This window comes from Paenibacillus sp. 7541, from assembly GCF_002276395.1.
Classification (GTDB): Bacteria; Bacillota; Bacilli; order Paenibacillales; family Paenibacillaceae; genus Paenibacillus_AQ; species Paenibacillus_AQ campinasensis.
This window is the reverse complement of record NZ_NQLZ01000015.1, coordinates 149,475-175,535: the sequence shown is the minus strand read 5'-3', so window position 1 is coordinate 175,535 and position 26,061 is coordinate 149,475. Positions and strand designations below refer to the sequence as shown.

Sequence of the window (26,061 nt, the reverse complement as noted above, 5' to 3'; positions counted from 1 at the left end):
AACTCCTGCCGCCTCACCTTCGGATTTGTCTAACATTCCTTGAACAAATTCACCGCCATGCAAGAGGCGAAGCCCCCTGTTTCTTATAAATACAAAAGCCGCTGTCCAGGATGGACCAACGGCTTTTTCACTAAACCAAACAGCAATCAGGCATTATTTATTCAGCATCATTTTCATCAAGGATTCCATGTTGTTCGGGTTCATCCCGCTCTTCTTGACAGCTGCCACAATCTCCTTCACTGTCTCTTCACTGACAGGAATGTTGGCCATCGCAGATACCTGCTTGATCAACTTTCGGAGCTGGGCTTCATTTTGCAGCGTAGACGGTTTTACCGTGCTGGCCAGCTTGTTCACGGCGCCTGATGAGATTTTCTTTCCGCTTTTCTTGTTAATGGCGTTTAGAACTTCCTTGTGAAAGCTTTTGTTCATATCCACCCTCCTCCGGCAATTCCTCACATTACTATATGAGAGGGCCGCAAGAAAGGTGAATAAGCTAGGTGTTATGCCACTGCTTCCAGGTCTGAAGCGGCATCATTTCCATTTCGGTTTTCGGGTCCCGCCCCATGAGCGCTTCGACGGCGCTGCGGGGAGCGCGATCCTTGAACAGCACATGATACAGCTGATCCGCAATCGGCATCTGCACGCCATATTTTTCAGAGATGGCGTAAGCCGCCTTCGTTGTGCGAATGCCTTCGACAACCATGCCCATCGACTCCAGCACTTCGTCGACCTTCTTCCCTTGTCCCAGCAGCGAACCGGCACGCCAGTTGCGGCTGTGCTGACTCGTTGCCGTCACGACGAGATCGCCGATGCCGGCAAGTCCGGCAAAGGTGAGCGGATTGGCCCCCAGCTCAATTCCGATGCGGGAGATTTCCGCCAGGCCGCGCGTCAATAATGCCGCCTTCGCGTTGTCGCCAAAGCCAAGGCCGTCAGACATGCCTGCTCCAAGCGCAATGATGTTTTTAAGCGCACCGGCCAGCTCCACGCCAACCATATCCCGATTTGTATAGACACGGAAATAGGCGTTCATGAACAGATCCTGGGCCGCCGCGGCTGCTTGCTCATCAGATGAAGCCACGACCACGGTTGTCGGGCATCTTCGGACGACCTCTTCCGCATGGCTCGGTCCAGACAGCACCACAACCCGTCCTTCATCGCAGCCAAGCTCTTCGGAGATTACCGTGGACATCCGCTTCAGCGATTCAAGTTCGAAACCCTTGGTCGCATGCACGACCAGCATGCGCTCATTCCAGCAGCGCTTCAGCTGCTTGCTCACCGCACGCATCGCTGAAGACGGAGCCACAATAATGACAGCCGACGAGCCGGAGACCGCTTCCTCCATGACGGAGGTTGCGCGGATGCGCGGCGACAGCTCTACCCCCGGCAAATATCGCTCATTCGTATGTCGCTCATTGATTTCCTTTGCCTGCTCTTCCGTTCTTGTCCATAGCGCCACATCTAACTGATTGGAGGCTAGAACACTTGCCAAAGCGGTTCCCCAACTGCCGGCCACCAACACAGCAATTTTGTCAGACAACGCGCTTCCCTCCTTTATCCTTTCCTTTGCCTCCTGAACCCAGCTTGTTCTCATTGCCTTTTATGATTTTGCTGATATTGGTGCGATGGCGCCAGATCGCAAATATACAAATCAAAAGGCTGGTCCAGAAAATCGGCCACGGATAACCCCCGATCATAAGAAAAATCGGGGTCAGAACCACAAAGATCAGTGATCCGAGAGATACGTATTTCGTGAAAACGATGGATAGAATCGCAATGATCCCGGCATACAGCGCAGGCAGAAAGCAGAGTGACGCTAGCACGCCGATGGCGGTAGCAATGCCTTTACCTCCCCGAAAGCGGAAGTAAAGCGGCCAGTTATGGCCCATAATTGCAGCAAGTCCGCACAGCCCCGGCAGCCATTCCTGCTCCGTCCCAAGCCAGCGGCCGACCCAAACGGCGGCAACACCTTTCAGAACATCCAGGACAAGCACTAAAATAGCCGGGCCTTTGCCTAAAACACGCAATGTGTTGGTCGCCCCGGCATTGCCGCTGCCATGCTGACGAATATCGATGCCCTTGAGCAATTTCGCCAGCAATACGCTGAAACTCACCGAGCCCAGCAAATAACTAATGATGATCGCAAACGTCTCCAGAAACAAGCTACTCTCCCCTAACTTTCATCAGACTTTCTCCGCGTAAATATGCGGATTGGCGTACCTTCAAAGTCAAATGCGGCCCGGATTTTATTCTCAAGATACCGCTCATATGAGAAGTGCATCAGTTCCGGATCGTTGACAAACACGACCATCGTCGGCGGCTTAACCGCCACTTGTGTCGCATAGTTAATGCGCAGCCTGCGCCCTTTATCCGTCGGAGGCGGGTTGATGGCCACCGCATCGGAAATGACATCGTTCAGCAGATGTGTCTGCACACGCAGCGAGTGCTGCTCAGCCACATGCTTGACGACAGGTAACAACTTGTGCAGACGCTGCTTTGTTTTGGCTGACAAAAATACAACCGGAGCATACGTCATGAACAAGAAGTGATCGCGAATCTTCTTCTCAAACGTCTGCATCGTTTTGTCATCCTTCTCCACAACATCCCATTTGTTCACGACGAATAGAGAAGCCTTACCCGCCTCATAGGCATATCCCGCAATATGCTTGTCCTGCTCGATGATGCCCTCTTCCCCGTTGATCAGCACCAGAACAACATCCGCCCGCTCAATGGCACGCATGGCACGCATAACGCTGTATTTCTCCGTCGTTTCGTATACTTTGCCCCGCTTGCGCATCCCGGCTGTATCAATCAATACATACCGCTGCCCGTCTTTCTCGAACGGGGTATCCACCGCATCGCGAGTCGTGCCGGCAATGTCGCTGACGATGACCCGCTCTTCGCCTAATATGGCGTTCACGAGCGAGGACTTTCCGACATTCGGACGCCCGATCAAGGCAACCCGGATCACATCCTCGTCATAGCCGTCGTCTTCCAGCACCGGCAGCTTCTCCACGACAACGTCAAGCAGATCGCCGATCCCGGTGCCGTGGCTTCCGGAAATGCCGACAGGGTCGCCGAATCCGAGGCTGTAAAACTCGTAAATGTCCTCCGCTCTCCGCTGGTTGTCCACCTTGTTCACCGTCAAAATGACGGGTTTGCCCGAACGGAACAAAATATGGGCTACTTCTTCATCCGACTGGGTGACGCCAGTTTTGGCATCGCATATAAACACGATCACATCCGCCTCTTCGATCGCAAGCTCAGCCTGCATCCGAATCGACTTCAATATCATGTCATCCCCGTCAATTTCGATACCTCCGGTATCAATGACACTGAACGCACGACCGTTCCACTCCGCCGTTCCGTAAATCCGGTCTCGGGTAACCCCCGGTTTATCTTCAACAATGGCCAGTCTGTCCCCAATAAGCCGGTTGAAAATCGTTGATTTCCCGACATTCGGTCGTCCGACGATAGCCACTACGGGTCTTGCCATATTCACTCCTCCTGTCCATTCTTACGCTTATCATCATAGCAAAAAACGCTACAATTGGCTAACCTTTCATCTATTATGCTCGCAAGAAGCGCTCTGCATCCCACAGACACCATTCCCCGTACAAAAATAAAGGGCGAACCCAAAGCTGGGTTCGCCGCTTATATGGAAGGTCATTCGCGACCGAGCATTACTTTTCCCGACTTACTTCAGTTTGCTCAGCTTGTCGCCAAAGCGTTCGCCAAGCGTAACGCTCATCCCTTGGTTGTTCAGGGAAACGTTCGGGTTGTCCTTCAGGTCGATTTTTGGACCTTTGGAAGGCTTTTCAGCTCTTGGAGCCGGCTCAGGAGCTTCCTCTGTTTCTTTGATGCTCAGGCTGATGCGTTGTTCAGATGTGTTAATGTCCAGAATTTTGACTTGAACCTCTTGCCCCTCTTTAAGAACTTCTTGCGGAGTTCCGATATGCTTGTGAGAGATTTGAGAGATATGCACCAAGCCTTCAACTCCAGGCGCCAGTTCAACAAATGCACCAAAGGTTACAAGACGCTTCACAACACCCGTAACCACGTCGCCTGTGTTGAATTGCTCACCAGCAGTTTCCCAAGGACCCGGCTGAGCTGCTTTGATGCTCAGGCTGATTTTGCCCTTCTCAGGATCAACCTTCAGCACTTTCACCGTAACCTTGTCACCTTCAGACAGCACATCGGAAGGCTTCTCAACATGGTTCCAAGCGATTTCGGACACATGCACCAGTCCATCCACGCCGCCCACATCAACGAAAGCGCCAAACTGGGTCAGACGTTGCACCGTGCCATCCAGCACTTGGCCGTCTTGCAGTTCAGACATTACCTTTTGTTTGTTCGCTTCGAACTCTTCCTCAAGCACATCTTTCTGGGAAAGAATCAGCTTGTTGTTTTCGCGGTCAAGCTCCTTGATTTTCACGCGAAGCGTACGACCTTTGTAATCGCTGAAATCCTCAACAAAATGACGCTCTACCATCGAAGCCGGAATAAAGCCGCGAACGCCGACGTTAGCCACAAGGCCGCCCTTCACAACATCCGATACGGTAACCTCGAACACTTCTTGATCTGCGAAACGCTTCTCCAGATCTTCCCATGCGTTCTCGGAATCAACCGCACGCTTGGACAGCACCAGGCTCTCCTTGTCGTCATTGATGCTGACTACTTTGCATTCCACCTCTTGACCAACCTGCACCGCTTCGGATGCGTTGTCAAGCTGAACCGCAGACAGCTCGCGAACAGGAATTACACCGTCATATTTATATCCAATGCTTACATAAGCTTGGTTATCCTCCAGTTTAACGATCGTTCCCTTCACGGTGTCCCCTTTTTTCAAGGATACGATTTGGTCGAGCTGCTCCTGGCTTTGCACTTCAGCAGCTTCTTGATTTCTTGTTTCTTCCGACATGTCAATAACCTCCTCAATTCAAACCCCATTTATTTAAACCCGCATATCGCGAAGTTCAAAACATTATTCGTTGTAGTATCTTTCCAATCCGCGCATCGTTTTTATGCACATCCTTGGAAAATCAATTCACAGTCGGCTTCCCGCTCTCCCGCATCTCATAAATTCTCTCCATGATCAGGTTCGTAGCGGCATCCAGCGCTTCCGGAGACTTATCGCCTTCGAATGCGGACAGATCCACCGGCGCACCGTAGATGATCTTCATCTTGCGAAACGGCTTGTAATTCCCGACAATCGCTGCCGGCACGACCGTTGCACCGCTTCGGAGCGCGAAGCTTGCTGCCCCGCGTTTGGCTGCGGCATCCGAATTTCGCGTGCCTTCAGGGAAGATCCCCATCACCTCGCCTTGGCGCAGAATGGTCAGTGCCATCTTGATGGAGTCTTTGCTGACGCCGCCGCGCTTAACCGGAAATGCACCCAGCTGGGAGATCAGCCATCCGAAAACCGGGATTTTGAAAAGCTCGGCCTTCGCCATGAATTTCACCTGGCGTTTGACGTGAATGCCAACCGAGATCGGGTCTCTTACACTGATGTGATTGGCACAGATCAGCACGCCGCCCTCAGCAGGAATGTTATGTACGCCCACTGACTCAAATCGGTACAGAATTGCAAATACTCCGCGAACTACGGCTCTGCAAAAAACATAAATCATGTCCTATTTCTCCCCATCCCAATGAATTACGCAGTAAGAAACAATCGCATCGACAACCTCTTCAATACTCATGCTTGTCGTATCGAGGAAGATGGCATCCTCTGCACGTCGAAGCGGGGATACTTCCCGCTGCTGGTCCAGACGATCCCGCTCGGCGATATCGTGTTCCAGCTGCTCCAGCGATATGTCTTCCGTCTGGCTTAATTCATTGTAGCGGCGGAGCGCGCGTTCCTTCACACTGGCTGTCATGAAAATCTTAACTTCGGCATCAGGCAGCACCGTCGTTCCGATGTCCCGGCCATCCATGACCACGCCTTTTTCCAGTGCCATTTGCCTCTGCAGGTGAACAAGCTTGGTGCGGACGCCCTCAATCTGCGCATACTTCGATACCACGTTATTCACCTGGCTTGACCGAATATACGGCGTGACGTCTTCCCCATTCAGCAAAACTTTCTGGCCATTTACATGCGGTTTTAATTCAATCACCATGTTTTGTGCCTTTTGAAGCACATTTTCCGAATTTTCCGAAGGAATTCCTTCTTTCAGCATAAACCAGGTTAACGCCCGGTACATGGCTCCGGTATCCACATAAATGTACTGAAGCTTGCTCGCAACCATACGGGCAACCGTGCTTTTGCCCGCCCCTGCAGGTCCATCGATGGCGATGTTAATTTTGTCCCGATAACCTGTCCCCTGCATAACCAACGGGGCATTCCTCCTCAAACATAAGCCTCAAAAAAAAGCAGGCGCCCTGCCTGCGACGTCAAAATTATACCACACTAGCTAGAGTGATGCAAAAGAGAAGGAATGTTTCCCATCATCCAATCCTTTACATTTTGTTCGTCCAAAGGGACGCCCTCCAACTGATCGACCGGTGACACATAAGGCCTGGCAGGCTTGTAATGCAAAAGCAGCTGCAAGCTGATCAGGACGACCAGCAAGCATACGAGCATGCGAAGCAGCACGCTGCCAAAGCGGTCAAACAGCTCGGATGCAGGCTTGTCCAGCAGGCGATTATCCTTCTCGTCATCCATCGTCGTTCGCGTAGTTTCCAGCTTGTCCCGCATCAACACATGGCTTCCTTTCCCGTCGAAATTTTGGGGTTAGTATGCCCTGGCTCTTATCATTTGATGCATGGCATCCTGTACCAGCCAACTTTCTTTCAGGATTCAGGCCGAAATCTCCCATATTCGGGCTTACACCTTGCGTAAATCAAACTGGCGCTCGAAGCAGAACCGAATGAGTTTCTGCCGCTCCACATCCAATATTTGAACGAATTTGACCATGGCCACGCTTTGGCTGCTGCTCAGCTTCTGCACGCGCACGACCTCCCCCTCGAACGGCACATGCTCGAGCGCGCCGTTTTTGTACGGGATCAATATCCAGAAGGAAGCAACCATGCCTTCCTCCATCCGCTGTCCAACATCGGTATTCAGATGGAAGGATACGCCGCCCCCTCCTACGTCAACCGTCTTGGTCAGGAACGGCGGGCTGCCCTTCGTTGTCACCGACAGTTCTAGCTCGGCTGTCACCCTCAAATATCCGCGTCGCTGGACACTTGTAATGTCACCTTTCTCCGGTTTGCGAATGCGCACAAGCGGGACAGCATCCTCCTGGTAGCCGAGCACATACGAGTTGAAGTAATGTTTCATGCCGCCCTCTGTCGTGAAGGAAGCGGACAGCTCGTCTCCGATATACAGCTTCTTCAGTCTCCCGCTTCCGTCCGCAATGGGAACTTCAATGAGCATGGCATTGTCATCAAGGTCCGCGATGCGGGATTTATAGATCGCTTTAGCTTCATTTTCATCTTCCGTGTCCATTGAAATGTAAAGGACATCATTGATTTTCGGAAACAAACCGGCTTCACCTACTCATATCGACTTTGTTTTCATTATATCATGCCAAATCTTGTCTTCTAGTCCTTTTTAGGACATTGACGTCTGACGGTGACTCCGAAGCTATAATTATGGTCACGTTAACAACGCAAAAAAAGCATGGCGGACAGGCTCTTTCCCTTATCCGCCATGCTGGGCTCATCCCATTGCAATTATTCTACTCCGGCCTGAGCATCCTTAACAACTTCCACGGTCTCCTCAAGTCCCGTATCTGCGTTAATGTATATCCGATACTGGGACCCGTTGATACGTCCGCCAAATTCATACGTCAATACATCTTCATTGCTGTCATTCTTGATCAGAGCCTTCCGGTGATACAGCACCTTCAATTCGGTATTCAGCGTTTTCTCGGCTTCGGCGAGACTCAGCTTGGGCTGCGGAATTTCACGGTCTTCCTGATATTCATACACGTAATCGCTGGCCTGGAAACCGAGCACCTCGCCATTGTCCAGCCCGGAGCGGACGGTCACCTTTTCCGGATAGATCAATACGCCATCTTTCTCATGTACAAACGAGAAGTTGGCCAGATTGTCATATTGGTCAGCGGCAACGACCGTCATATCGCTGTACCCCTTTAGGCTCAGGAATTCCTGAGCTTTGTCGATCGCCTGCTGAACGGATACCTGCTTAGGACCGACCTCTCTCTCATCCGTATAGGAGATGACCTGGCCGCCCTTTTGCGTAAAGTCCATGCTGATTGCACCGTTTGGTCTATTCACCCTCGCCGTATAGGAAGGCCAATCTGTGCCTTGGCCGTTCAGCGTAATCTGAACGTCAGCCTGCTCGCCCGCATCCGTAAATTTCAGGGCTTTCCGTCTGACATCCTCTTCGGTAATTGGAGAACCCGAGAGCATTTTGACAGACCGTCTGCTGTACATGCTGCTCACCGACGGCCCCCAGTCCAGCTCTGGATAGCTTTCCACCCTTTTGTTCACCGTCTGGAATCCGTCGATAATCGAGTTGTCCTCCGGGCTGCCGTTAGCCAGCGCCGTTTCAACATCCATCCAGCGCAAACGGCTCGTGATTACCCTCTCCTGCACTTCCTGCAAATCCTTCGTGATTTCTCCGGAATTGTAATACAGCGTCTTGAGGGTCTGGAGTTCATTCTCGCTAAGAGGCTCCTTCGTCAAATCACGAACCCCTGCTTTATATGCAAAATTGGAAATGCGCGACAGAAACTCCTCCGTCTTGTTGAACGGCAGCAGTGTGAGCGGAAGCTGGTTGATTTCGTTCTGCGCTTCGCTTGTAATACGCCATACATTCATCAAGCCTTTGCGGTGCATTCCTTGTGACTTCGAGCTGACGGCAAGCGTGTTGCCCAGTTCAGCATGAAGCTTATCCAAATGGAATGACAAATCATGAAAAGCGCGTTGGTACTGGTTTTCCGCATTGATTAGAACAGCATTCTTCTCTTTATTCTCTTGATAGCCCCACACCAGCGCCCCGATCAACAATACAGTGGCAACTGGAAACAGAACAGCGCTTAAACGTTTGTACATAATGCGTTGTCTCCTTTCATCTACTCACTGACGTTATTGTGACTAGAAGAAAGAAGCTTTATTCATCTTTTCCCAGCTAATGTTCTTCTTCAATTTCAAAGTGGTCGCGGTTATTGCACAAGCATTGCTTAAATCCGGTTTCAATGCGACCGCGCTCCATTCTGCCGCGCAGAATGAAACGCTCTCCGCAATCCTTGCAATGGATTCTCACTTTTACGCGCAAAAAAGGCACCTCCATTCCTGATACCTCCCTGACGTTGCAGTCAGAGGCTTCAAGATGAAGTGTGCCCTTATTTGTTATGTGTTATAATCTCTTCTTCGCGATTAATGAACCGGAAAGGAGAGCGATTGTTCGCCCGCGAGATTTTCCCCATTCCTCCGTACCATAGCAGCACCATCAGCGGAACCATAAACCACAGCCAGTTGTGGGTCATCGTGTTCAAGATGATGTCATACAGACCATGCCAAAACCAAGGAAGTAAAAGGGAGTATGCCAGAAAACGCCGGCTGCGTTTGCTTTTCATAAACTTGGCCTTGCCCATGTAATAGCCCATAATAACGCCGAACATGGCATGGCCGGATACCGGCAGCAAAGCCCGGATCATCATCGGGCCGAAAGCAGCCTGGCTGTACCAGGCATAAAGCAGATTCTCGGCTGTTGCAAAACCCAGTGAAATGGCCGTTGCGTACAGGATGCCATCGTAGGGTTCATCAAATTCCATATGATTAAACATAATATGATACAGAACAAACCATTTCAAAAATTCCTCAACGCCGGATGACACCAGCAATGACTCGACAATCGGATTTTCACCCAGCCACAGGATCATCCCCCGTTGAAGAATCATGACGGGAAGCACGATCAAGAACCCGAGCAGGAATACCTTGATTACCATGTGCAAGGGCTCCTGATCATACCTGTCCTTTAGGTAAAAATACGTGAGCAGTGCAAGTCCCGGCGCCACGGCTGACGCAATAATCGAGAACAACAGCAATGTATTTCCCCTCCGTTAATTGCGCGCCTGTGTTCCGGCACGCACGCCCACATCGTTATTTCTGACGCTGAAAGTAGGCGCAGATCGTGTCCACTGCATGCTGTGGCATGATCTTGTTCCCGTATTCTTCCAGAACAGCTTCTGTCATCGGAGAGGATTCACCGAATTCGGCAAGCACCGCAACGGCTGCTGGCAGCTTGTCGCTATCGAGCTCCTCCGGCTCCAGATATAAAAACCATTTATCCATATGGTGATAAAGCTTTCCTGCTCCATTCACCAAATCTTTTAGCATATGAGCGGCTTCGATGAGCACTTCGAAATCCTGGAACACGTAAACCAGCGTATCGCTATGATCCAGCGTGACTTCCATTTCATAAATTTCATCAGGCATTTCATCTTCGGACAAGCCACCGAAATGATGATCGTACTTTCCTCTCGTTACAATAACGACCATACCTTGAGCAGGCAGGGCAAAAACCTCGACGGCCAGCGGTCCAGTTGCATCAAATCCGAGCTCGCTGTACGCCTGATCCATCATCTCCGTGAACAGATCGTATACCTTCGGTATCTCCTGCCACATCTCTTCCTTCTGGATCCCTCTCTCACTCAGATCGTCAAACGTGAGGAAAATCCGTATCTTATCTTGACTCAAACGTTCTATTTTCATGACAGGATCCTCCTTACGTAAACAAAAGTTTATAACAAAATATGATCCCTGCAATATGACGTGATAAAAATGGTTTTATATAATTGATTTTATCATTTAATAACCACAAATGCACGTAAATATGTAGCAATAGAAAAAAGAATCATTCACCGGGATAGGATATCCCCCCGGGAATGATTCAAACGAGGGTTTTAACGGTTACAAACCGGGTACAACCGTACCTGTTTCTTTCAGGATTTCCTCCACCTCATGCTTCACATCAGGGTTTTTGCGGATGAATTCCTTGATCTGGCTCAGATCTGCCGCCTTCGAATGGCTTGATGCCTGTGGACTGTAGTGCTGTGCAGATGTTTGACGGCTGCTGGAGCCGCCGTAACTTGCGGATGCTTTACCGCTCGCTGAGCTGTTGTTCATTCCTTGAACCTTGTTCATTGCTGTGCTGGCGAAGCTGCCCAAGTTCATGTTTTTCATCATTGACGTGAGGGAAATGCCTCGGCGGGACATCGTCCGGCTTACAGCGCATCCCACGGCAACTCCCCATAGAAATGACGAAGTTTTCACAATAATACCTCCTTCGTATGATAAACTCGGATTTAGTGTTGACGCGAAGGCTTGGACTCATTCGACATAAAAACAGGAAAGTGAGATGTAATTCATGGGCATGAAATCATCCGTGCTGCTCTTGGCAGCCTGTCTACTGCTTACCGCCTGCGGAGCGGATTCCGGCAAGGGAAGCGCCCCGGCGCCATCGCCAGAAGCCCAGCAGGAGCAGTCATCTCCTGGACAGATGGAAAAGGAGAAAGAATTGAACATGAACGTGAACCAAGATGCAGCAAGCAAGGAGCAAATGCAAAACCCAAGCGAGCCGAACGAGATGCAGGAGGCTGAGCAGCAGCCTGCCGATCCCGCGCCGCCGGGTTCTGAAATCGCATCCATTCAGCCGCAGTACCACATGAACAGCGTCTACCGGATCGTCCCGAATGAGGAATCGGTGCCTGCGAACACGGTGCTGCTTACGTTTGACGATGGCCCGAAGGACGAAGCATTGATCCATCGTATGATCGACATTCTGGACAAGCATGATGCGAAAGCGATCTTTTTCGTGAACGGATACCGCGTGAAAGCAAATCCTGAACTGCTCCGGCTCATCCACGAACGGGGCCAGATCATCGGCAACCACAGCTGGGATCACATCGATCTGAAGAAGGAGAGCCCGGAGGTCGTCAGACAGCAAATTGTCGATGTTCAGAACATCGTCGAGGAGACGATCGGTGAAAAACCGAAATTTTTCCGACCGCCTTTCGGATCAGGCGGCGATGCGGTCAAAGCGATTGTCGAGGAGAACGGCATGCTCTACATGACCTGGTCGAACGGCTCCCTCGATTGGGAAAGCAAGTATAAAAACAAGCCCGAGGCAATCATCCAAAATGTGCTGGATCAGCTGCATCCGGGCAGCAACATCTTGATGCATGAACTGCCCTGGACGGCAGACGCGCTGGACGGTCTGCTGACTGAGCTTGAGCAGCAAGGATACCATTTCGTTCACCCCGAGAGCATTGAATTGACTATCAGGTAACGATCGGCTAACGCACCTCGAGCTTATCTTATGTTCGCTTCAAGCGTGCCGGCTCCCAGCAACAAAAAGCCTTGATTCTTCTCGCCATCCGGCGTGAAAGAAATCAAGGCTTTTGCTTTAACGTTATGAGATGAAGCTCAGCGGGGCAGCCTAAACGCAGCGGGAGATGCGATGTACCGAACCCTTTGCTGATCAGGAAAGGCGGCCCGGCAGTCGCCCCGTCCTCCTTGCCGGGGAGGTCATACCAGCCGGCTTTGTAGCTCTGATAGAACTTCTCCAGCTTCACCGCACCTGCAAGCGGAAGCACGATCTGGCCGCCATGCGTATGGCCTGCCAACACGAGATCGTATGGATAATCAGTTCTGTCCTTCACCCATCTCGGATCATGAACGAGGACTATATGATATCGCCCCTCCCTGTTGCGTCCCCGATACCGGGTATAGGGATGGTATTTTGAGGCTGGCTGCTGAATACCGCTCAGCACGATTCGATGCGCCCCTTTTACAAGCTCCACGCTTTTGTCGCTCAGAAGAACGACACCCGTCTCGCGCAGGATTTGGCGCACCTGTTCTTTACCGGCCTTCAGATCATGATTCCCGAGCACTGCATAGACCGGCGCATACTTGCGCAGCAGCTGCATATTGCTTCTTAGCCGCTCCCAGGGCACGCCCCGTTCCGTAATATCTCCCCCGAGAAAGACGCAGTCCGCCTCTTCAAGCCAAGCTCGCAGCTTGCGCTCGGACAACTGTCTGCGATGTATATCTGTCATATACAGAATCTTGTACCCGTTAAAAGCATCCGGAATGCGGGGCGAACATACCTCTTCCCTTCGCAACCGATACCCGTAAGCTTCCTTGCTCATCCAGCCAAGCAGCCCTGCTGCAGCCGCGGCTGACCCTGCAATCCACTCCCACATCTACAGCAGCTCCTTCAAAGGAGGCGCGCCTTTTACTCCCCACCATACCAGCGCAGCCATCAACAATACAAATAAAATAATCAATGAGTTCACAAACCATTTGCTCATTCGGACACGATACGAGGAATAGGTCCTCGTTCGCATCGGCAGCTCATCAAGCGCCTCCCCTTCCACAGCTGCTCTGCTTGACGCAGACTTCGGCACAGCTTCCGAGGAATTTCCCCGATAGCGGCTGCGCCTGCTCAGTCCGCCGGACGCTGTGGACCCTTCGGATGATGCGGCAACCTCTTCTTTATCATATGCAACTTGTGCATTTGGTGCGTGATTTGCTGACAACCCATGGGGCGAAGCGTCTGATGTTTTCTTGTTCCGGCCCTTATTGCGGCTCCGATGTCTTTCCAATCTGCTAAGCTCTTTCATGGTCCTCTTTCCTCCGAAATCGAATCAGCAGCCCTGATATAAAGTCGATCAGGAAATGGCACAGGATCGGCGCCCACAGCGTTCCCGTGTGGATGTACACATATCCAAGTCCATAGCTGCTCAGAAACACCCAACCCGTCGGCAGCCAATGCCTTAAATATCGAACGTGAATGAGTGCAAACAAAATACTCGTCCAATAGGGGCCGAATGCATGCTGGATAGCCCCCCGAAACAGCAGTTCCTCGCATATCGAGACGACAAGGGCAATCACAAAGATGTGCCACACCGGCCTTGCGCGAAACAGCATCTCATTGATGCCCCCGTCATCCATATCCTCTGAGGAGAAAATTCGCGACAGGACGAAATCTGCCACAAGCATCGTGCCTGCCAGTCCGAGTCCCCAATACAGAAAATTCAAATCTGCAGGAAATGCAAGCAGTCCGAGCGGGTTTCTGTTCTGCAGCAGAATCCATATGCCTCCGACAATCAGCGTGATCGCCTGCGTCAAGTACAGATTGATAAGCAGCAAGCGGTCATTCAACTGATGGGCTTCGATTCGTTTGACACGTATTTTGAATTTTTTCATGAATAATTAGCCTGTCTTTCGTCTTTGATTTTATGGATCCATCTTGCATGAGGTCGATTGGGACAGTCAAATATCAAGTGAGTGGCGTCCAAGGTAGGCATAAGCATCATAGCAAATAATTTATACGATATTCAAGGCGACAAGTTTCTTAATCCGTTGAAATAAACCCGTTTCCGATTGGGTTTGACCTATTGACACAGTGTCAGGACCATGATACATTATGAAAAAATTAATCGCGACGAAACCGATGATGGAAAGAAGATGCTGTAACGTCCTCAGAGAGCCGATGGTTGGTGGAAATCGGTGGCGAAAGGTAATCTTTAGCGTTCCTGAGCTATTTCGCTGAACTTGTAAGTAGGCGCAAATCGGATGATTTCCGTTACCAATCATGGTCAATCAGACCGCTTGAGGCTGCCTTATCATCGGCAGCGAATAAGGGTGGCACCACGAATAACTCTCGTCCCTTACTACGGAAGTAGTATGCGGATCGGGAGTTTTTTACATGTCGGACTCTCTGTCACACCACCGCGTCAACACATATAGGCGCATCCCTCTGGCATAACGGAATACGCAGCAATGCGTGCTCCTTATTCAAATATATCATCATGCGAAGGATTAGAAGGAGGACTTGACTATCCATGTTTAAAGTATTGGTATCCGACCCGATCAGTGATCTGGGCATTCAGCAGCTGATGGATGCACCGGATGTGCAGGTAGACAAGAACACAGGATTGACAGAGGACGAGCTTGTTGCCATCATCGGTGAATATGATGCGCTTCTCGTTCGCAGCCAGACCCGGGTAACCGAGCGCATTATGAGCGCAGGAGCAAGGCTGAAGGTTGTAGGCCGTGCAGGTGTCGGCGTTGACAACATTGATCTGGAGGCGGCCACCCAGCGGGGCGTCGTCGTGATCAACGCGCCGGACGGCAACACGATTACAACGGCTGAGCATACGTTCGCCATGATGATTGCGCTAGCCCGTCATATTCCGCAGGCATACGCCAAAACGATCGGCGGCACCTGGGACCGCAAAACCTTTGTCGGCGTCGAGCTGCGGAACAAAACGCTCGGCGTGATGGGCATGGGACGCATCGGCAGCGAAGTTGCCAAGCGGGCAAAAGCATTTGGCATGAGCATCCTGGCCTTCGATCCGTTCCTGACCGAAGAGCGGGCTGACAAGCTCGGCGTAAAGCTGGCTTCCGTGGATGATATTATCCGCCATGCGGACTTCATTACGGTCCATACGCCGCTTACTCCTCAAACCCGCCACATGATCGCCAGACCGCAATTTGAAGTGATGAAGCGCGGCATGCGCATCGTCAACTGCGCTCGCGGTGGCATCATTGATGAGAAAGCGCTCGTGGAAGCCATTGACGAAGGGATCGTCGCCGGCGCCGCCTTCGACGTCTTCGAGCATGAGCCGCCGGAGCAGGATCACCCTTTCCTCGGCCATCCGAAAATCATCGTGACCCCGCATCTGGGTGCATCGACGATTGAAGCGCAGGAGAATGTTGCGATTGACGTGTCCGAACAAGTGCTTCATATTTTGCGCAACGAGCCGTTCAAAAATGCGGTAAACTTCCCGCTCGTGGCCGCAAGCGTCATGAACAAGCTGCAGCCATACTTCTCCCTCGGCGAAAAGCTCGGCAGCGTTGCAGCGCAGGTTACAGCCCATGCCGTAAGAGAAATCCATGTCGACTACGCCGGTGAGCTTGCCGAGGTGGATACGCAGGCGCTTACCCGCTACATTGTGAAGGGGGTACTGGAGCGTCATCTCGGAAGTGAAGTGAACATCGTCAACTCCATGCATCTGGCCAAGAGCCGCGATCTGCATGTCGTGGTCTCCCAGACGCCGAAAACCAAAGACTTCACCAACCTCGTCACCGTCAGCTTGAAATCCCAGAACGGCACGGAGCAGACCGTTGCCGGTACGCTGCTGCTCGGTTACGGAGAGCGCATTGTCAGACTGAATCAATATCCGGTCGATATCTCGCCCGAAGGTCATCTGATCCTCATCTCCCACAATGACAAACCGGGCATCATCGGCCGTGTCGGTACGCTGCTCGGCGAGAACGGCGTCAACATCGCTTCGATGCAGGTTGGCCGTAAAGTGGTTGGCGGTGAAGCGATTATGCTGCTGACTGTGGATAAGGACGTGCCTAGCGACGTGCTGATCAAGCTGGCCGGCCTGTCCGAGCTGAACACTGCCCAGCAGATTGTCCTTGGCTAACAGAGCCCCAACTGTTTCACGAACAACAAGATTAATTCCAAATCTTCAACAAAAAACACGCTCGGGATGAGCGTGTTTTTTGCCATTCTAGAGCATATCATCTATCATTTTGGCGCTTTTGCCGGAATCGTGATTGTAAAGGAAGTGCCCTTCCCTACCTCGCTATCGACGTGAATATTCCCTTTATGCGCCGTGACGATGTTCTGAACGATCGCCAGCCCGATCCCTGTTCCGACAGATTCTCCGCGGACACGGGCCTTGTCGGCTTTGTAGAAGCGGTCAAACACAAACGGAAGGTCCTCTGAAGGGATGCCTACCCCTTGATCGGAGATGACCATTTCGAGCCATTCCTCCGCTTGCACTGACACTCGGTTGACGTTAATGGCAACCTCTTTGCCAGTCGGCGTATGACGAAACGCATTGTCGAGCAAATTGGTCAGCACCTGCTCCAGCCTGTCTTCATCCGCTGACTCCAGCATCAGATGGTCATGCAGCTTGTTCAGGTGAAGCTCAATGCCGCGCTCTTTGGCCCTGACCGCGAATTTCCGGTAGACTCTCTCGCACAGCTCACCGGCATCGACCTCTCTTAGCATCAGTTCCGCGTGACCAGCCTCCATGCGGGTCAAATCGAGAAGATCCTTCACCAGTCGTCCCATCCGCAGCGACTCTTCATGAATGACCTGAATCAACTCCCGGCTCTCCTCAGGCGAGGCGGCCATCCCATCCAGAAGTGCCTCGCTGTAGCCCTGCATCATCGACAGCGGCGTGCGGATTTCATGGGACACATTCGCGATGAAATCGGTCCGCATCTTCTCCAGCTTCACCTGCTCGGTAATATTGCGGAGGACAACGACCGCCCCGCGAATGACATCCTCTGAATAGAGCGGCGCCATATGCGCAGACCAAATGCCGTGCTTGACATGAATGTCCGCGCTTTTATCCTCGCCATCCCTTACGGTGCTATAATACAGCTCGGTAAGCGGCTTGGGCAGCACATCGGCAGCCCAGCCGCCTCCCTGCAGCTCCTCATCCCATTCCAGGCCTTGCCATGCCTTCATGATTTCTTGCCCCTGCGGGTTCGCCAGCACGACCTGCCCATGATTGTCAAAGGTAATGACCGCATCGCTCATGCTGCGCAGCACGCTGGCTAGATGCTCCTTCTCATGATTCAGGTTGCGAATGTTCGTCTCCAGCTCCGCGGCCATATGGTTAAACGTATTGGCCAGTTCGCCGATCTCGTCACTGGTCACCAGATTGAGTCGCGTGCCATAGTTCCCTCTGCGAATTTCGTTTGCCGCTTCGATCAGCTTCTGCATCGGCTGCGTAATTTTGGTCAGCAGAAACAGTCCGAAAAAGGTCGTCATCGAAAAACCGATAATGGATACGTACGTAAACAGCCGCTTGATTGCCATTGAATTGGTGAACATCGTGTCAATATACGGCAGCAGGAATACGCCAAGCGTCAGCAGCACGCAGGCGACCAGACAGGTAATCGTAAGCCACAGCTTGCCGACAAGCGATCTCAGGAAGCCCACGTTACTTCGGAACCTCCAGCTTGTAGCCGACGCCCCACACAGTGGTAATCATCGCGGCCGCCTCTGTGGACACTTTATTCAGCTTCTCACGCAGCCGCTTCACATGGGTATCCACCGTTCTTAAATCGCCGAAAAACTCATAATTCCAGACGTCCTTCAGCAGCTCTTCACGGGAAAACACTTTGTCCGGCGAAGAAGCCAGATAATGCAGCAGCTCATATTCCTTCGGGGTCAGGCTGATTTCATGCCCGCCTGCCGTGACGCGATGCGCATCATGCTCAATGACCAGATGCGGAAACACAATGCTGTTGCTCGGTGCCGTTTCCTTTGTCAGATAGGCCGTCGCCGACGAACGGCGCAGAATTGCCTTCACCCGGTAGATCACCTCGCGCGGGCTGAACGGCTTGACAACATAATCATCTGCACCGACCTCAAACCCCTGAACGCGATTGATTTCTTCTCCTTTTGCCGTAAGCATCAGAATCGGCGTAGACTTGACCTGGCGCAAACGGGAGCATACCTCCACGCCGTCTATGCCGGGAAGCATGACATCGAGAATGACCAGTCCGTAATCTTCGGACGTCGCCTTGCGCAGAGCGGTTTCACCATCCTCCGCCTCTTCGATTTCATATCCTTCCTTCTCTAGATACATCTTCAGCAACCGGCGAATCCGCTCCTCATCATCCACGACCAGAATCCGGCTTTCATGCTCTGACATCCGCGACAACTCCTTCATATAGGATAGGGAAAATCAGAAGCGGCCCTCCACACCTGTATGAGGGCCCTTCTGATTTGCCTTTCAATGCTATTCGGTTATTGATGTTTCAGCTTAATCCGTACCTGCGTACGAATGCAAGCCTGCAATAATCAAGTTCACCCCAACGAGCGTGAACATGACAACGATAAATCCGATGACGGACAGCCACGAGGAATACTTCCCCTGCCAGCCGCGCGACAGCCGGAAATGCAGGTAAACACTGTAGAACAGCCAGGTAATAAGCGCCCATACCTCTTTCGGGTCCCAGCCCCAGAATCGGCCCCAGGCAATTTCAGCCCATATCATCGCAAAGATCAACCCGCCAAGTGTAAATACCGGGAAGCCGATGGCAATCGCCCGGTAACTGATCTCATCGAGATCATCGGGATTGAGCCGCTTCAAAGCAGGTTGAATAAACAAGGCGATCGGTTTGCGCAAAATAAGACGGAACAGGCCATACAAAATGGCACCGCTCAGCACGGACCACAGCACCGTATTGAACTTCCGGCCCGCGTTGACACCCTCCATCCAGGACGGAGCTTCAAACAGCGGCGATTTCATGCCGAGGAAAGACGTCATGCTCTCGGTTTCGCTGTTGTAAGGCGCCACAAGTGGCGGCATGCTGTATTCCACTCTTACTATTGTACTTGTTTCTGTCTCCGGGTCAACTTGCGGCTGGTTGAAGACGGCTTCGTAGCCACCAGCGCGGAAGCTGTATACCGATACGATAAAGCCGATCAGCACAACGATCAGGAACATGCATAGCTCCAGCCACCGCTGCTCCCTGCGGGAGCTTTTGCCGCTCTGGCTGAAATCCACCGTTCTGAGCAGGTGCATCAGACCAGCGATAAAACCGACGGCAAAGAATGCGTCGCCAAGCGCAGCCAGCGTGACATGAATGCCGAGCCAATAGGACTGCAGCGATGGAATGAGCGGCTGCACTTCCTGTGGAAACACCGCCGCATAGGCCATGATCAGAATCGTCAGCGGCAGCGCGAACAAGCCGAGCAGCGATTTTTTGTAAATGAAATACAGAATAAGAAAAGCGATCATGATGGCCAGCGCCATAAACGACATAAACTCATACATATTGCTGACCGGAACATGCCCAGCGCCGGCCCAGCGGGTAAAGAAATAGATCAGATGACCGACCAGGCCGAGAACGCCTGTTATAAACGCGATTTTGCCCCATTTCGCCAAATGCGCCTCCGGATCCCGCTTGCGGAATCTGCGTCCCATCACAGCGATGGTGTACATGAAAAACGAAGCACAGTATAGAAAAAAGGCCGCTATAAACGCGTCGCTGCTGATTTCAACTAGCGTCATGATTGACTCCCCCTGTTATTATCCAGTGACTTTTCATCGACATCGATCCCCATCTGCTTCAGAATGGCCGATACCTCGCGTCGCAGTCCGAACCAGTTCTTGTTCGTATGCGCTCCGAGCGTCAGAGTACCCTCATCAATCCGCAGCCAGATTCGGCGGTGGTGGAAGTAAAAGCCCATGACAAGGCCCACCATGCCGATGAAAGCTCCAACCCATATGAACGGCATCGCTTTGTCCACGCGTATGTTCAAATAAGTTGTTGATGCGGCAAAATCCACATCCTCCATGCCTTGCACATCCAGGTCGAACAGAACTTCGCCGCCGGCCAGCTGGGCGTTAATGGCGTCCTGCTGGAAGCGCTCCTTGTCCACCTGCTTCGGGAAGTAGAAATATCGGATGCCCTCGCCCGGCAGATCAGGACCTTCGATCTGGAACAGATAGGCCGGCGCATTCGGACGTGAAGACAGATTGACAGGCTCTCCGTTATCGCCAAGGCCGAAATCCTGATAATACTCTCTCAGTGTCAGGCGGTACTCCCCTGCCTCATATTCCTTGACAGGATCACCGATCGACAATTCGATCTTGCCGTATTCCTCGCCGGTCTTACGGTTTATGAGCACCGGTGAAACTGAACGCAGGATCGGCGTCAGGTCATAATCGAATTGATACGCTTTCAGCCCTTCATAATTCAAAGGCTTATTTACTTCGATGTTGTGACGGGTTACCTCCACCAGCTCCGGCTCTGCAGCCGGGTTGTCGCAATTAGCATCGCATCGGTACAGTATGGCCTGCGTTTCAAACCTTTTGGGCAGCACCTTTCCCCGTCCCTTGAATTCATTCGGCAAATCATCCTCCGTGTAGAATTCAACTTCGAATCCGTCATTCATCAAATAATAGCTCGTATTCTTGATATGCACCGGCTCCCCTTCCGGGAAAGCCATATGCTCGTCCATATGCAGGCCGGGTAAATTCCGAGCCAGTACCGCCAGCAGAAATACGATAAGCCCAATGTGCAAAATATAAGGCCCCCACCGGCTGAAACGCTGTTTCTCGGCCAGGAGAGTGCCTCCATCTGTACGGACACGGTATCCTTTCTTGCGGATGACCGGCTTCACACGCTCGACCCATGCAGCTCCATCTTCCTCAACAGCGCCTTGATACACGACCTTCTGCCGCGTCAAAAACGACATGTGCTTCGGAATCCGCTGGCGGCTTAGCGCCTTGTATAGCGGAAGGACCCGGTCCAGACTGCAAATGACCAGCGATGCGCCGATCATAATCAGCAGCAGGACAAACCACCAGGACGTATATGTATTCGACAATCCGAGCAAGTAATAGATATGCCCTATCGTTCCGTACTCTTGCTTGTAATAAACCGACCCGTCGATATTCAGGAAGGTGCTCTCCTGCGGAAAAATAGTGCCCAGCGACGATCCGATCAATGTAATCAGGATCAGGTAGATCGCCACTTTGACAGAGGAGAAGAAGTTCCATACCCGGTCAATCAGACCGGGATTGGCCTTCTGCGACCTGCGCGCAACCCCGTCATACCGCATCTCCAGAATAGGCTGTGCCTCCGCTTCCTCCGTCAACGGTTTGCCGCATGCTTCGCACAGCACCGTACCCACCGGATTCTGATGGCCGCACTCGCATTTCGTATTCTGGATCAAAGATTGTGATTTAGGACCTTGACTCATTTTGCGTTCACCAACTGTTCGATTTGTTTGTCAAGGGTGCTCAAATCAAGCTCGCCAATCCGGATATGGTTGATTTTTCCGGAAGCCGTCACGAAGAAGGTTGTCGGCATGGGGCCAACCCCGAACGTCTTCACCGCTTCCCGTTTCGGGTCCCTTAGTATCGGGAACTCGACACCGGTTTTGGCTACAAAATTTTCGACTGTCATGTTGTTCTCGCCAACGTTAATGCCGATGATTTCCACCCCCTGGCTTCTCCACTTCTCCCACTGTGCCTGAAGGGCAGGCATTTCCCGGACACACGGTGGACAGTATGTGCCCCAGAAATTGATCACTCTGGCCTTGCCATCGTACTGGCTCATGGTATGTACTTCGCCGTCCATGCCCAGGAGCTGAAAATCCGGGGCGCGTTCCCCTTCCTTGGGCACGCCGTCGGAACCGAACACCACGGTGGCTACAGCGTATATTCCGATCAGAACAATCGCCAGCAGAATGACTACTTGTACGCTTTTTTTAGACTTTCCCATTGTGCGATAGCTCCCTTTCCATGACTTTCATCATATGGACCCTGAGCGGGTTGTGAACATCCTATGAACATTATAACGAAAAATGTCACAAGCGCCGCTCGCCATTTTGAATATTATGTGTCGGGTTTTTGCCTCTTCGCCTTGGGATTCGCCATCGGTTTGGCCGCTTTGGCCATCTGCTTCAGATGGTTGATCTCATCCGGCGTCAGATGACGGTACACGCCGCGCTTCAAGTTTTGCAGCAGCAAATCACCGTAGGCAATCCGCTTGAGCCGGGTCACCGGATGGGATATCGCGTCAAACATGCGCCGCACCTGACGGTTGCGCCCTTCATGTATCGTGATCGTGATGACGGCGAATTTGTTGTCCGGATCGACATCCTTGTATTCCACCTCAGCCGGCGCTGTCATCCCGTCCTCGAGCATGATCCCTTGACGGAGCCTGTCCAGGTCCGTGCCGTGAGGCACCCCCTTCACGGTTGCCAAGTAGGTTTTGGGCACGTGATATTTCGGGTGGCTCAGCATATTGGCGAACTCGCCGTCGTTGGTCAAGAGCAGCAATCCTTCGGTATCATAATCAAGCCGTCCGATCGGGTATACCCGTTCATTGACCCCTTTCAGGAAATCGGATACGATTCTGCGTCCCTCCGGATCGGAGGAGCTCGTAATGACACCCTTCGGCTTATTCAGCATCAAATATACTTTCTTCTCGTTTTTGATCGGTTTCCCGGAAACCGTTATGATATCCTGTTCGGGATCGGCCTTCGTGCCCAGCTCGGTTACGGTCTCACCATTCACCTGCACCTTGCCTTCAAGAATCAGTTCCTCGCACTTGCGGCGGGAAGCTACTCCGGCCTGGGCCATAATTTTCTGTAATCTCTCCATGTCTTTTAGGTCACCTCATCCCTAATGATAACCATCGGCGGGATAAATCACAAGCGAGTTCCACGGAAATTGCGCTCCCGGGCAGGAGCTGGAGTGGGGAATCAGGTATAGCGGAGACATTTGGTAGAGCCGGGAAAGCTCCATAATGATTTTGCTGGCGGTGAACAGCTGCTCTTTCTGGGCGCTTGTCATCAGGTTGTAGTCGCGGTCAAAATCCCCTTCGAGCGCAATGCAAATATACCCCGCACGGCTAGGTGCGGGGCTCGGCGTCACCGTACCGTCAGCGCGAATCAGGAAATCCCAGCTTCCATCGTCTTTCCCGCAGACGGTATGATGAATGATGAATCCTTCGAATTCCATGCCATCACTCCTTCAGCTCGGGCTTGAAAGCAGTATATGACAGCGATGGATTGCAAGTATGGGCGAATGTACTCCTGCATCGATTTTATTAGCCAAACACGATTAAACATACGGCAATAGCGGCAATAAACCCGACGATATCCGAGAAAAGACCGACCTTGAGCGCATATCTGCCGTTGCGGATGCCTACTGCGCCAAAATAGACCGTCAGCACATACAGCGTCGTGTCGGTGCTTCCCTGGATCGTGGAGGCGATGCGACCAATCAAGGAGTCCGGGCCATAGGCGCGAATCAGCTCGGTGGTGTAGGCCAGCGACCCCGTCCCGGTCAACGGGCGGAGCAAGCCGAGCGGCAGCACCTCGCTCGGCACCCCAAGCGACTGCAGAAACGGGCCTGTCCAGCCCACAAGAAATTCCAGTGCTCCGGAAGCGCGGAATACGCTGATCGCTACCATCATGCCAACGAGATGGGGGATGATCTGAATCGCCGTGGAGAATCCGTCCTTCGCCCCATCAACGAAGGATTCGTAGACCGGTACCTTGCGCGTGGCAGCATACAGAGGGATGAATGCTATGATGATCGGAATCGACCAGGCCGAAATTACGTTTAACCATGACAGCAATGTTCATCACCCTTTCGCATCCGTACTCAGACCGGCCCCAGCCCCTGGCGGCTTCGCCTTGTCAAACGTCCTGAACCGGTACCAGCGGTCCGCAGCAATGGCAGCTGCGGTAGCAATCGCCGTGGCCAGAAGTGTCGTGCCTACGATTTCGGACGGGTTGGCAGAATCATAATTGAGCCGGATCGCAATCAGCGTCGTTGGAATCAACGTAATGCTGGCCGTATTCAGCGCAAGCAGCGTGCACATCGCCGGCGTCGCCGTTTCCTTGTCGGGATTCAGCTTCTGCAGCTCCTGCATCGCCTTGATCCCCATCGGCGTTGCGGCATTGCCAAGCCCGAACAAATTCGCGCTCATGTTAGACAAGATATACCCCATCGCCGGATGGTCCTTCGGCACATCTGGAAACAGGAATCGCACGACAGGACTAAGCAGCTTCGCCACCTTCTTCAGCAGGCCTGCTTCCTCCGTCAGACGCATCATCCCGAGCCAGAACACCAGGATGCTGATCAGGCCGAAGGAGACGGTCACACCGGTCTGAGCGCCATCGAAGGCCGCCTTGGTTACGCTGTCGATATTCCCGTTCACGGCGGCGAAGACAAAGCCAATGACAAGCATCCCCATCCATATCCAATTGATCATAGAACTATGCTCCTCCCTCGTAACGATGCGGCGTTGTGCTTGCTGAAGAAATCAGTTCCGCTCCCCGCCAAACAGCGATTTCAGCACTTCACGGGCCGATTCCCACAGGCTGAGTGCGCCATATGGAGCCGAGGCGGACGCTGTGCGCTGTCTTAACTTCTGCTGTGGAATATCGGGAATTGGGCTGCCTTCAGCATAAACGGGAACCTGCCCAATCTTCTGACCCTCGAGCAACAGCTCGATATAACCGCGCATGCCGAACGAAAGATCCGGATTGCCAGGCTTGCGGAGCACCAGCTTCTTCACCAGCTTCTCCTCTTCACCATGAGCGAACGGGTAGATGAAATCACGGCCGCTTACGAGACTCTGGCCTTGAATCTTCTGGCCCTTGACCGTAATTTGCTTCAGCGGGAAATGCTCGAAGCCATAGTCCAGCATGGTTGCATGGTCGTTCCAGTCGTTGCCGTCGTTCAAAGTGACTGCGGCGATCTGCTGCCCGCCCCGGGTTGCAGAGCTGACAAGACAGCGGAACGCTTTTTTCGTATATCCGGTCTTTACGCCGTCAGCCCCTTCGTAGAACCGAAGCATCTTGTTTTTGTTGTCCCACTTGTAGTCCCATGAAGCATTCGGATTCGGCGCTCGCTTGGTCGGAGTTTTCACAATCTCGCTAAATATCGGGTTTTGGAGGGCATAGGCGGTCAGCATCGCGAGATCATTGGCTGATGAGTAATGCTCATCATGATCCAGGCCATGAGGGTTCATGAAGTGGGTGTTGGAAAGTCCGAGCTCGGCCGCCTTCTCGTTCATGAGCAGCACGAACCCTTCCTCTGTTCCGCCGACATGCTCGGCGATGGCGGTGGCAGCGTCATTGCCCGAACGAAGCATCAAGCCGTACAGCAGGTTCTCCAGCGTCATCTCCTCCCCCAGCTTGAGGAACAGCGATGAGCCTTCCTTGGCAAACGCATTTTTGGATACGGTAACCCTGTCGCTCAGCTTCCCTTGCTCAATCGCCACAATCGCGGTCATAATTTTAGTAAGGCTGGCAATTCGCAGGCGGTCATCCCCGTTTTTACTGTACAGCAGCCGGCCTGACGTGACGTCAATGAGTGCAGCAGCCTGAGCATGATTGGGCGGCCCATTCTCGTGATGCGCATAGGCCGGAAGAGCGGTATAAGCGAAGCATACGACGGTCATCATGATCGCAAGCAGCGATCTGCAGGCAGTCCGATTGAACATGTTCATTTTTATAATCCTCCGGTGTTCGGAAATCTTGTACAAGTATATGTACTTGTCTAATGAGGTATG

Annotated in this window: 29 protein-coding genes and 1 other annotated feature; of the genes, 2 read left to right on the top strand and 27 right to left on the bottom strand. The window is 52.3% G+C overall.

Translation table 11 applies throughout. The annotated features are described in order from the left end of the window. Nucleotides 1-153 precede the first annotated feature (153 nt). The 14 genes from CHH75_RS09985 to CHH75_RS25250 all read right to left on the bottom strand — a co-directional run bounded on the left by CHH75_RS09985 (nucleotide 154) and on the right by CHH75_RS25250 (nucleotide 11,115). Nucleotides 154-429, bottom strand: a complete 276-nt coding sequence (locus tag CHH75_RS09985; protein ID WP_095263499.1) for a stage VI sporulation protein F — start codon at nucleotides 427-429, stop codon at nucleotides 154-156. Nucleotides 430-493: 64 nt separating this feature from the next. Then, on the bottom strand, nucleotides 494-1,537 hold the full coding sequence (locus CHH75_RS09980; RefSeq protein ID WP_095263498.1) for an NAD(P)H-dependent glycerol-3-phosphate dehydrogenase: 1,044 nt from the start codon (nucleotides 1,535-1,537) through the stop codon (nucleotides 494-496). Beyond that, nucleotides 1,530-2,159 carry a glycerol-3-phosphate 1-O-acyltransferase PlsY gene (gene plsY, locus CHH75_RS09975; protein ID WP_095398056.1) on the bottom strand — a complete coding sequence of 210 codons (630 nt, stop codon included), beginning with the start codon at nucleotides 2,157-2,159 and terminating at the stop codon, nucleotides 1,530-1,532. Before plsY ends, CHH75_RS09980 begins: the two co-directional genes overlap by 8 nt. Before the next feature lie 11 nt (nucleotides 2,160-2,170). Beyond that, nucleotides 2,171-3,493, bottom strand: coding sequence for a ribosome biogenesis GTPase Der (der, locus tag CHH75_RS09970; protein ID WP_095263496.1), 1,323 nt, complete (start codon nucleotides 3,491-3,493; stop codon nucleotides 2,171-2,173). Nucleotides 3,494-3,694: 201 nt separating this feature from the next. Then, nucleotides 3,695-4,918, bottom strand: a complete 1,224-nt coding sequence (rpsA, locus tag CHH75_RS09965) for a 30S ribosomal protein S1 (protein WP_095263495.1) — start codon at nucleotides 4,916-4,918, stop codon at nucleotides 3,695-3,697. 121 nt (nucleotides 4,919-5,039) lie between these two features. Continuing rightward, nucleotides 5,040-5,627, bottom strand: coding sequence for a lysophospholipid acyltransferase family protein (locus CHH75_RS09960; RefSeq protein WP_095398055.1), 588 nt, complete (start codon nucleotides 5,625-5,627; stop codon nucleotides 5,040-5,042). 3 nt (nucleotides 5,628-5,630) lie between these two features. Then, on the bottom strand, nucleotides 5,631-6,332 hold the full coding sequence (cmk, locus tag CHH75_RS09955; RefSeq protein WP_095263493.1) for a (d)CMP kinase: 702 nt from the start codon (nucleotides 6,330-6,332) through the stop codon (nucleotides 5,631-5,633). Between the two features lie 74 nt (nucleotides 6,333-6,406). Then, nucleotides 6,407-6,694 (bottom strand): DUF5359 family protein, encoded by a 288-nt coding sequence (locus CHH75_RS09950; protein ID WP_141235826.1) that lies wholly within the window; start codon nucleotides 6,692-6,694, stop codon nucleotides 6,407-6,409. 129 nt (nucleotides 6,695-6,823) lie between these two features. Beyond that, a complete protein-coding gene (locus CHH75_RS09945) occupies nucleotides 6,824-7,483 on the bottom strand; it encodes a flagellar brake protein (protein WP_176475516.1) in 660 nt (219 codons plus the stop codon). A 191-nt stretch (nucleotides 7,484-7,674) separates the two neighbouring features. Then, on the bottom strand, nucleotides 7,675-9,021 hold the full coding sequence (gene ypeB / locus CHH75_RS09940; protein ID WP_095263492.1) for a germination protein YpeB: 1,347 nt from the start codon (nucleotides 9,019-9,021) through the stop codon (nucleotides 7,675-7,677). Between the two features lie 76 nt (nucleotides 9,022-9,097). After that, complete coding sequence (locus CHH75_RS24825) at nucleotides 9,098-9,259, bottom strand: hypothetical protein (RefSeq protein ID WP_155617393.1); 162 nt, start codon at nucleotides 9,257-9,259, stop codon at nucleotides 9,098-9,100. A 52-nt stretch (nucleotides 9,260-9,311) separates the two neighbouring features. Further along, nucleotides 9,312-10,016, bottom strand: a complete 705-nt coding sequence (prsW, locus tag CHH75_RS09935; protein ID WP_095263491.1) for a glutamic-type intramembrane protease PrsW — start codon at nucleotides 10,014-10,016, stop codon at nucleotides 9,312-9,314. A 55-nt stretch (nucleotides 10,017-10,071) separates the two neighbouring features. Next, entirely contained in the window at nucleotides 10,072-10,683 is a 612-nt protein-coding gene (locus tag CHH75_RS09930) for a genetic competence negative regulator (protein ID WP_095263490.1), read from the bottom strand. 198 nt (nucleotides 10,684-10,881) lie between these two features. After that, nucleotides 10,882-11,115, bottom strand: a complete 234-nt coding sequence (locus CHH75_RS25250; RefSeq protein WP_255223009.1) for a hypothetical protein — start codon at nucleotides 11,113-11,115, stop codon at nucleotides 10,882-10,884. A 223-nt stretch (nucleotides 11,116-11,338) separates the two neighbouring features. On the opposite strand from CHH75_RS25250, the gene CHH75_RS09920 reads away from it, so the two are divergent. Continuing rightward, complete coding sequence (locus CHH75_RS09920) at nucleotides 11,339-12,259, top strand: polysaccharide deacetylase family protein (protein ID WP_095263488.1); 921 nt, start codon at nucleotides 11,339-11,341, stop codon at nucleotides 12,257-12,259. A 103-nt stretch (nucleotides 12,260-12,362) separates the two neighbouring features. Here CHH75_RS09920 and CHH75_RS09915 read toward each other — a convergent pair whose 3' ends face one another. The 3 genes from CHH75_RS09915 to CHH75_RS09905 all read right to left on the bottom strand — a co-directional run bounded on the left by CHH75_RS09915 (nucleotide 12,363) and on the right by CHH75_RS09905 (nucleotide 14,181). Then, the gene (locus tag CHH75_RS09915; protein WP_095263487.1) at nucleotides 12,363-13,175 is read right to left on the bottom strand and encodes a metallophosphoesterase; all 813 of its coding nucleotides are present in this window, start codon (nucleotides 13,173-13,175) and stop codon (nucleotides 12,363-12,365) included. Then, nucleotides 13,176-13,511 (bottom strand): hypothetical protein, encoded by a 336-nt coding sequence (locus tag CHH75_RS09910; protein WP_244908067.1) that lies wholly within the window; start codon nucleotides 13,509-13,511, stop codon nucleotides 13,176-13,178. Between the two features lie 70 nt (nucleotides 13,512-13,581). Beyond that, entirely contained in the window at nucleotides 13,582-14,181 is a 600-nt protein-coding gene (locus CHH75_RS09905; protein ID WP_095398054.1) for a CPBP family intramembrane glutamic endopeptidase, read from the bottom strand. A gap of 238 nt (nucleotides 14,182-14,419) precedes the next feature. Continuing rightward, nucleotides 14,420-14,649: a binding site (T-box leader), on the top strand. A 170-nt stretch (nucleotides 14,650-14,819) separates the two neighbouring features. Here CHH75_RS09905 and serA point away from each other — a divergent pair. After that, on the top strand, nucleotides 14,820-16,412 hold the full coding sequence (gene serA, locus CHH75_RS09900) for a phosphoglycerate dehydrogenase (protein WP_095263484.1): 1,593 nt from the start codon (nucleotides 14,820-14,822) through the stop codon (nucleotides 16,410-16,412). Nucleotides 16,413-16,516: 104 nt separating this feature from the next. Here serA and CHH75_RS09895 read toward each other — a convergent pair whose 3' ends face one another. From CHH75_RS09895 to CHH75_RS09850, 10 genes are all read right to left on the bottom strand, one after another. Continuing rightward, complete coding sequence (locus CHH75_RS09895) at nucleotides 16,517-17,947, bottom strand: ATP-binding protein (protein ID WP_095263483.1); 1,431 nt, start codon at nucleotides 17,945-17,947, stop codon at nucleotides 16,517-16,519. 1 nt (nucleotide 17,948) lies between these two features. Beyond that, nucleotides 17,949-18,665, bottom strand: a complete 717-nt coding sequence (locus tag CHH75_RS09890; RefSeq protein WP_095263482.1) for a response regulator transcription factor — start codon at nucleotides 18,663-18,665, stop codon at nucleotides 17,949-17,951. Nucleotides 18,666-18,776: 111 nt separating this feature from the next. Beyond that, nucleotides 18,777-20,030: a c-type cytochrome biogenesis protein CcsB gene (gene ccsB, locus CHH75_RS09885; RefSeq protein ID WP_095263481.1), complete on the bottom strand. Its 1,254-nt coding sequence runs from the start codon at nucleotides 20,028-20,030 to the stop codon at nucleotides 18,777-18,779. After that, nucleotides 20,027-21,727, bottom strand: a complete 1,701-nt coding sequence (gene resB / locus CHH75_RS09880; protein ID WP_095263480.1) for a cytochrome c biogenesis protein ResB — start codon at nucleotides 21,725-21,727, stop codon at nucleotides 20,027-20,029. The genes ccsB and resB overlap by 4 nt, the downstream gene beginning before the upstream one ends. Beyond that, a complete protein-coding gene (locus tag CHH75_RS09875; protein WP_095263479.1) occupies nucleotides 21,724-22,251 on the bottom strand; it encodes a redoxin domain-containing protein in 528 nt (175 codons plus the stop codon). Before CHH75_RS09875 ends, resB begins: the two co-directional genes overlap by 4 nt. Before the next feature lie 113 nt (nucleotides 22,252-22,364). Next, nucleotides 22,365-23,135: a pseudouridine synthase gene (locus tag CHH75_RS09870; protein ID WP_095398053.1), complete on the bottom strand. Its 771-nt coding sequence runs from the start codon at nucleotides 23,133-23,135 to the stop codon at nucleotides 22,365-22,367. Nucleotides 23,136-23,156: 21 nt separating this feature from the next. Next, complete coding sequence (locus CHH75_RS09865; RefSeq protein ID WP_095398052.1) at nucleotides 23,157-23,495, bottom strand: peptidoglycan recognition protein family protein; 339 nt, start codon at nucleotides 23,493-23,495, stop codon at nucleotides 23,157-23,159. An 88-nt stretch (nucleotides 23,496-23,583) separates the two neighbouring features. Continuing rightward, nucleotides 23,584-24,117 (bottom strand): spore maturation protein, encoded by a 534-nt coding sequence (locus CHH75_RS09860; protein ID WP_095263476.1) that lies wholly within the window; start codon nucleotides 24,115-24,117, stop codon nucleotides 23,584-23,586. Between the two features lie 6 nt (nucleotides 24,118-24,123). Then, complete coding sequence (locus CHH75_RS09855; RefSeq protein WP_095398051.1) at nucleotides 24,124-24,756, bottom strand: nucleoside recognition domain-containing protein; 633 nt, start codon at nucleotides 24,754-24,756, stop codon at nucleotides 24,124-24,126. 51 nt (nucleotides 24,757-24,807) lie between these two features. Then, on the bottom strand, nucleotides 24,808-25,998 hold the full coding sequence (locus CHH75_RS09850; RefSeq protein WP_155617390.1) for a D-alanyl-D-alanine carboxypeptidase family protein: 1,191 nt from the start codon (nucleotides 25,996-25,998) through the stop codon (nucleotides 24,808-24,810). Between the last annotated feature and the right edge of the window lie 63 nt (nucleotides 25,999-26,061).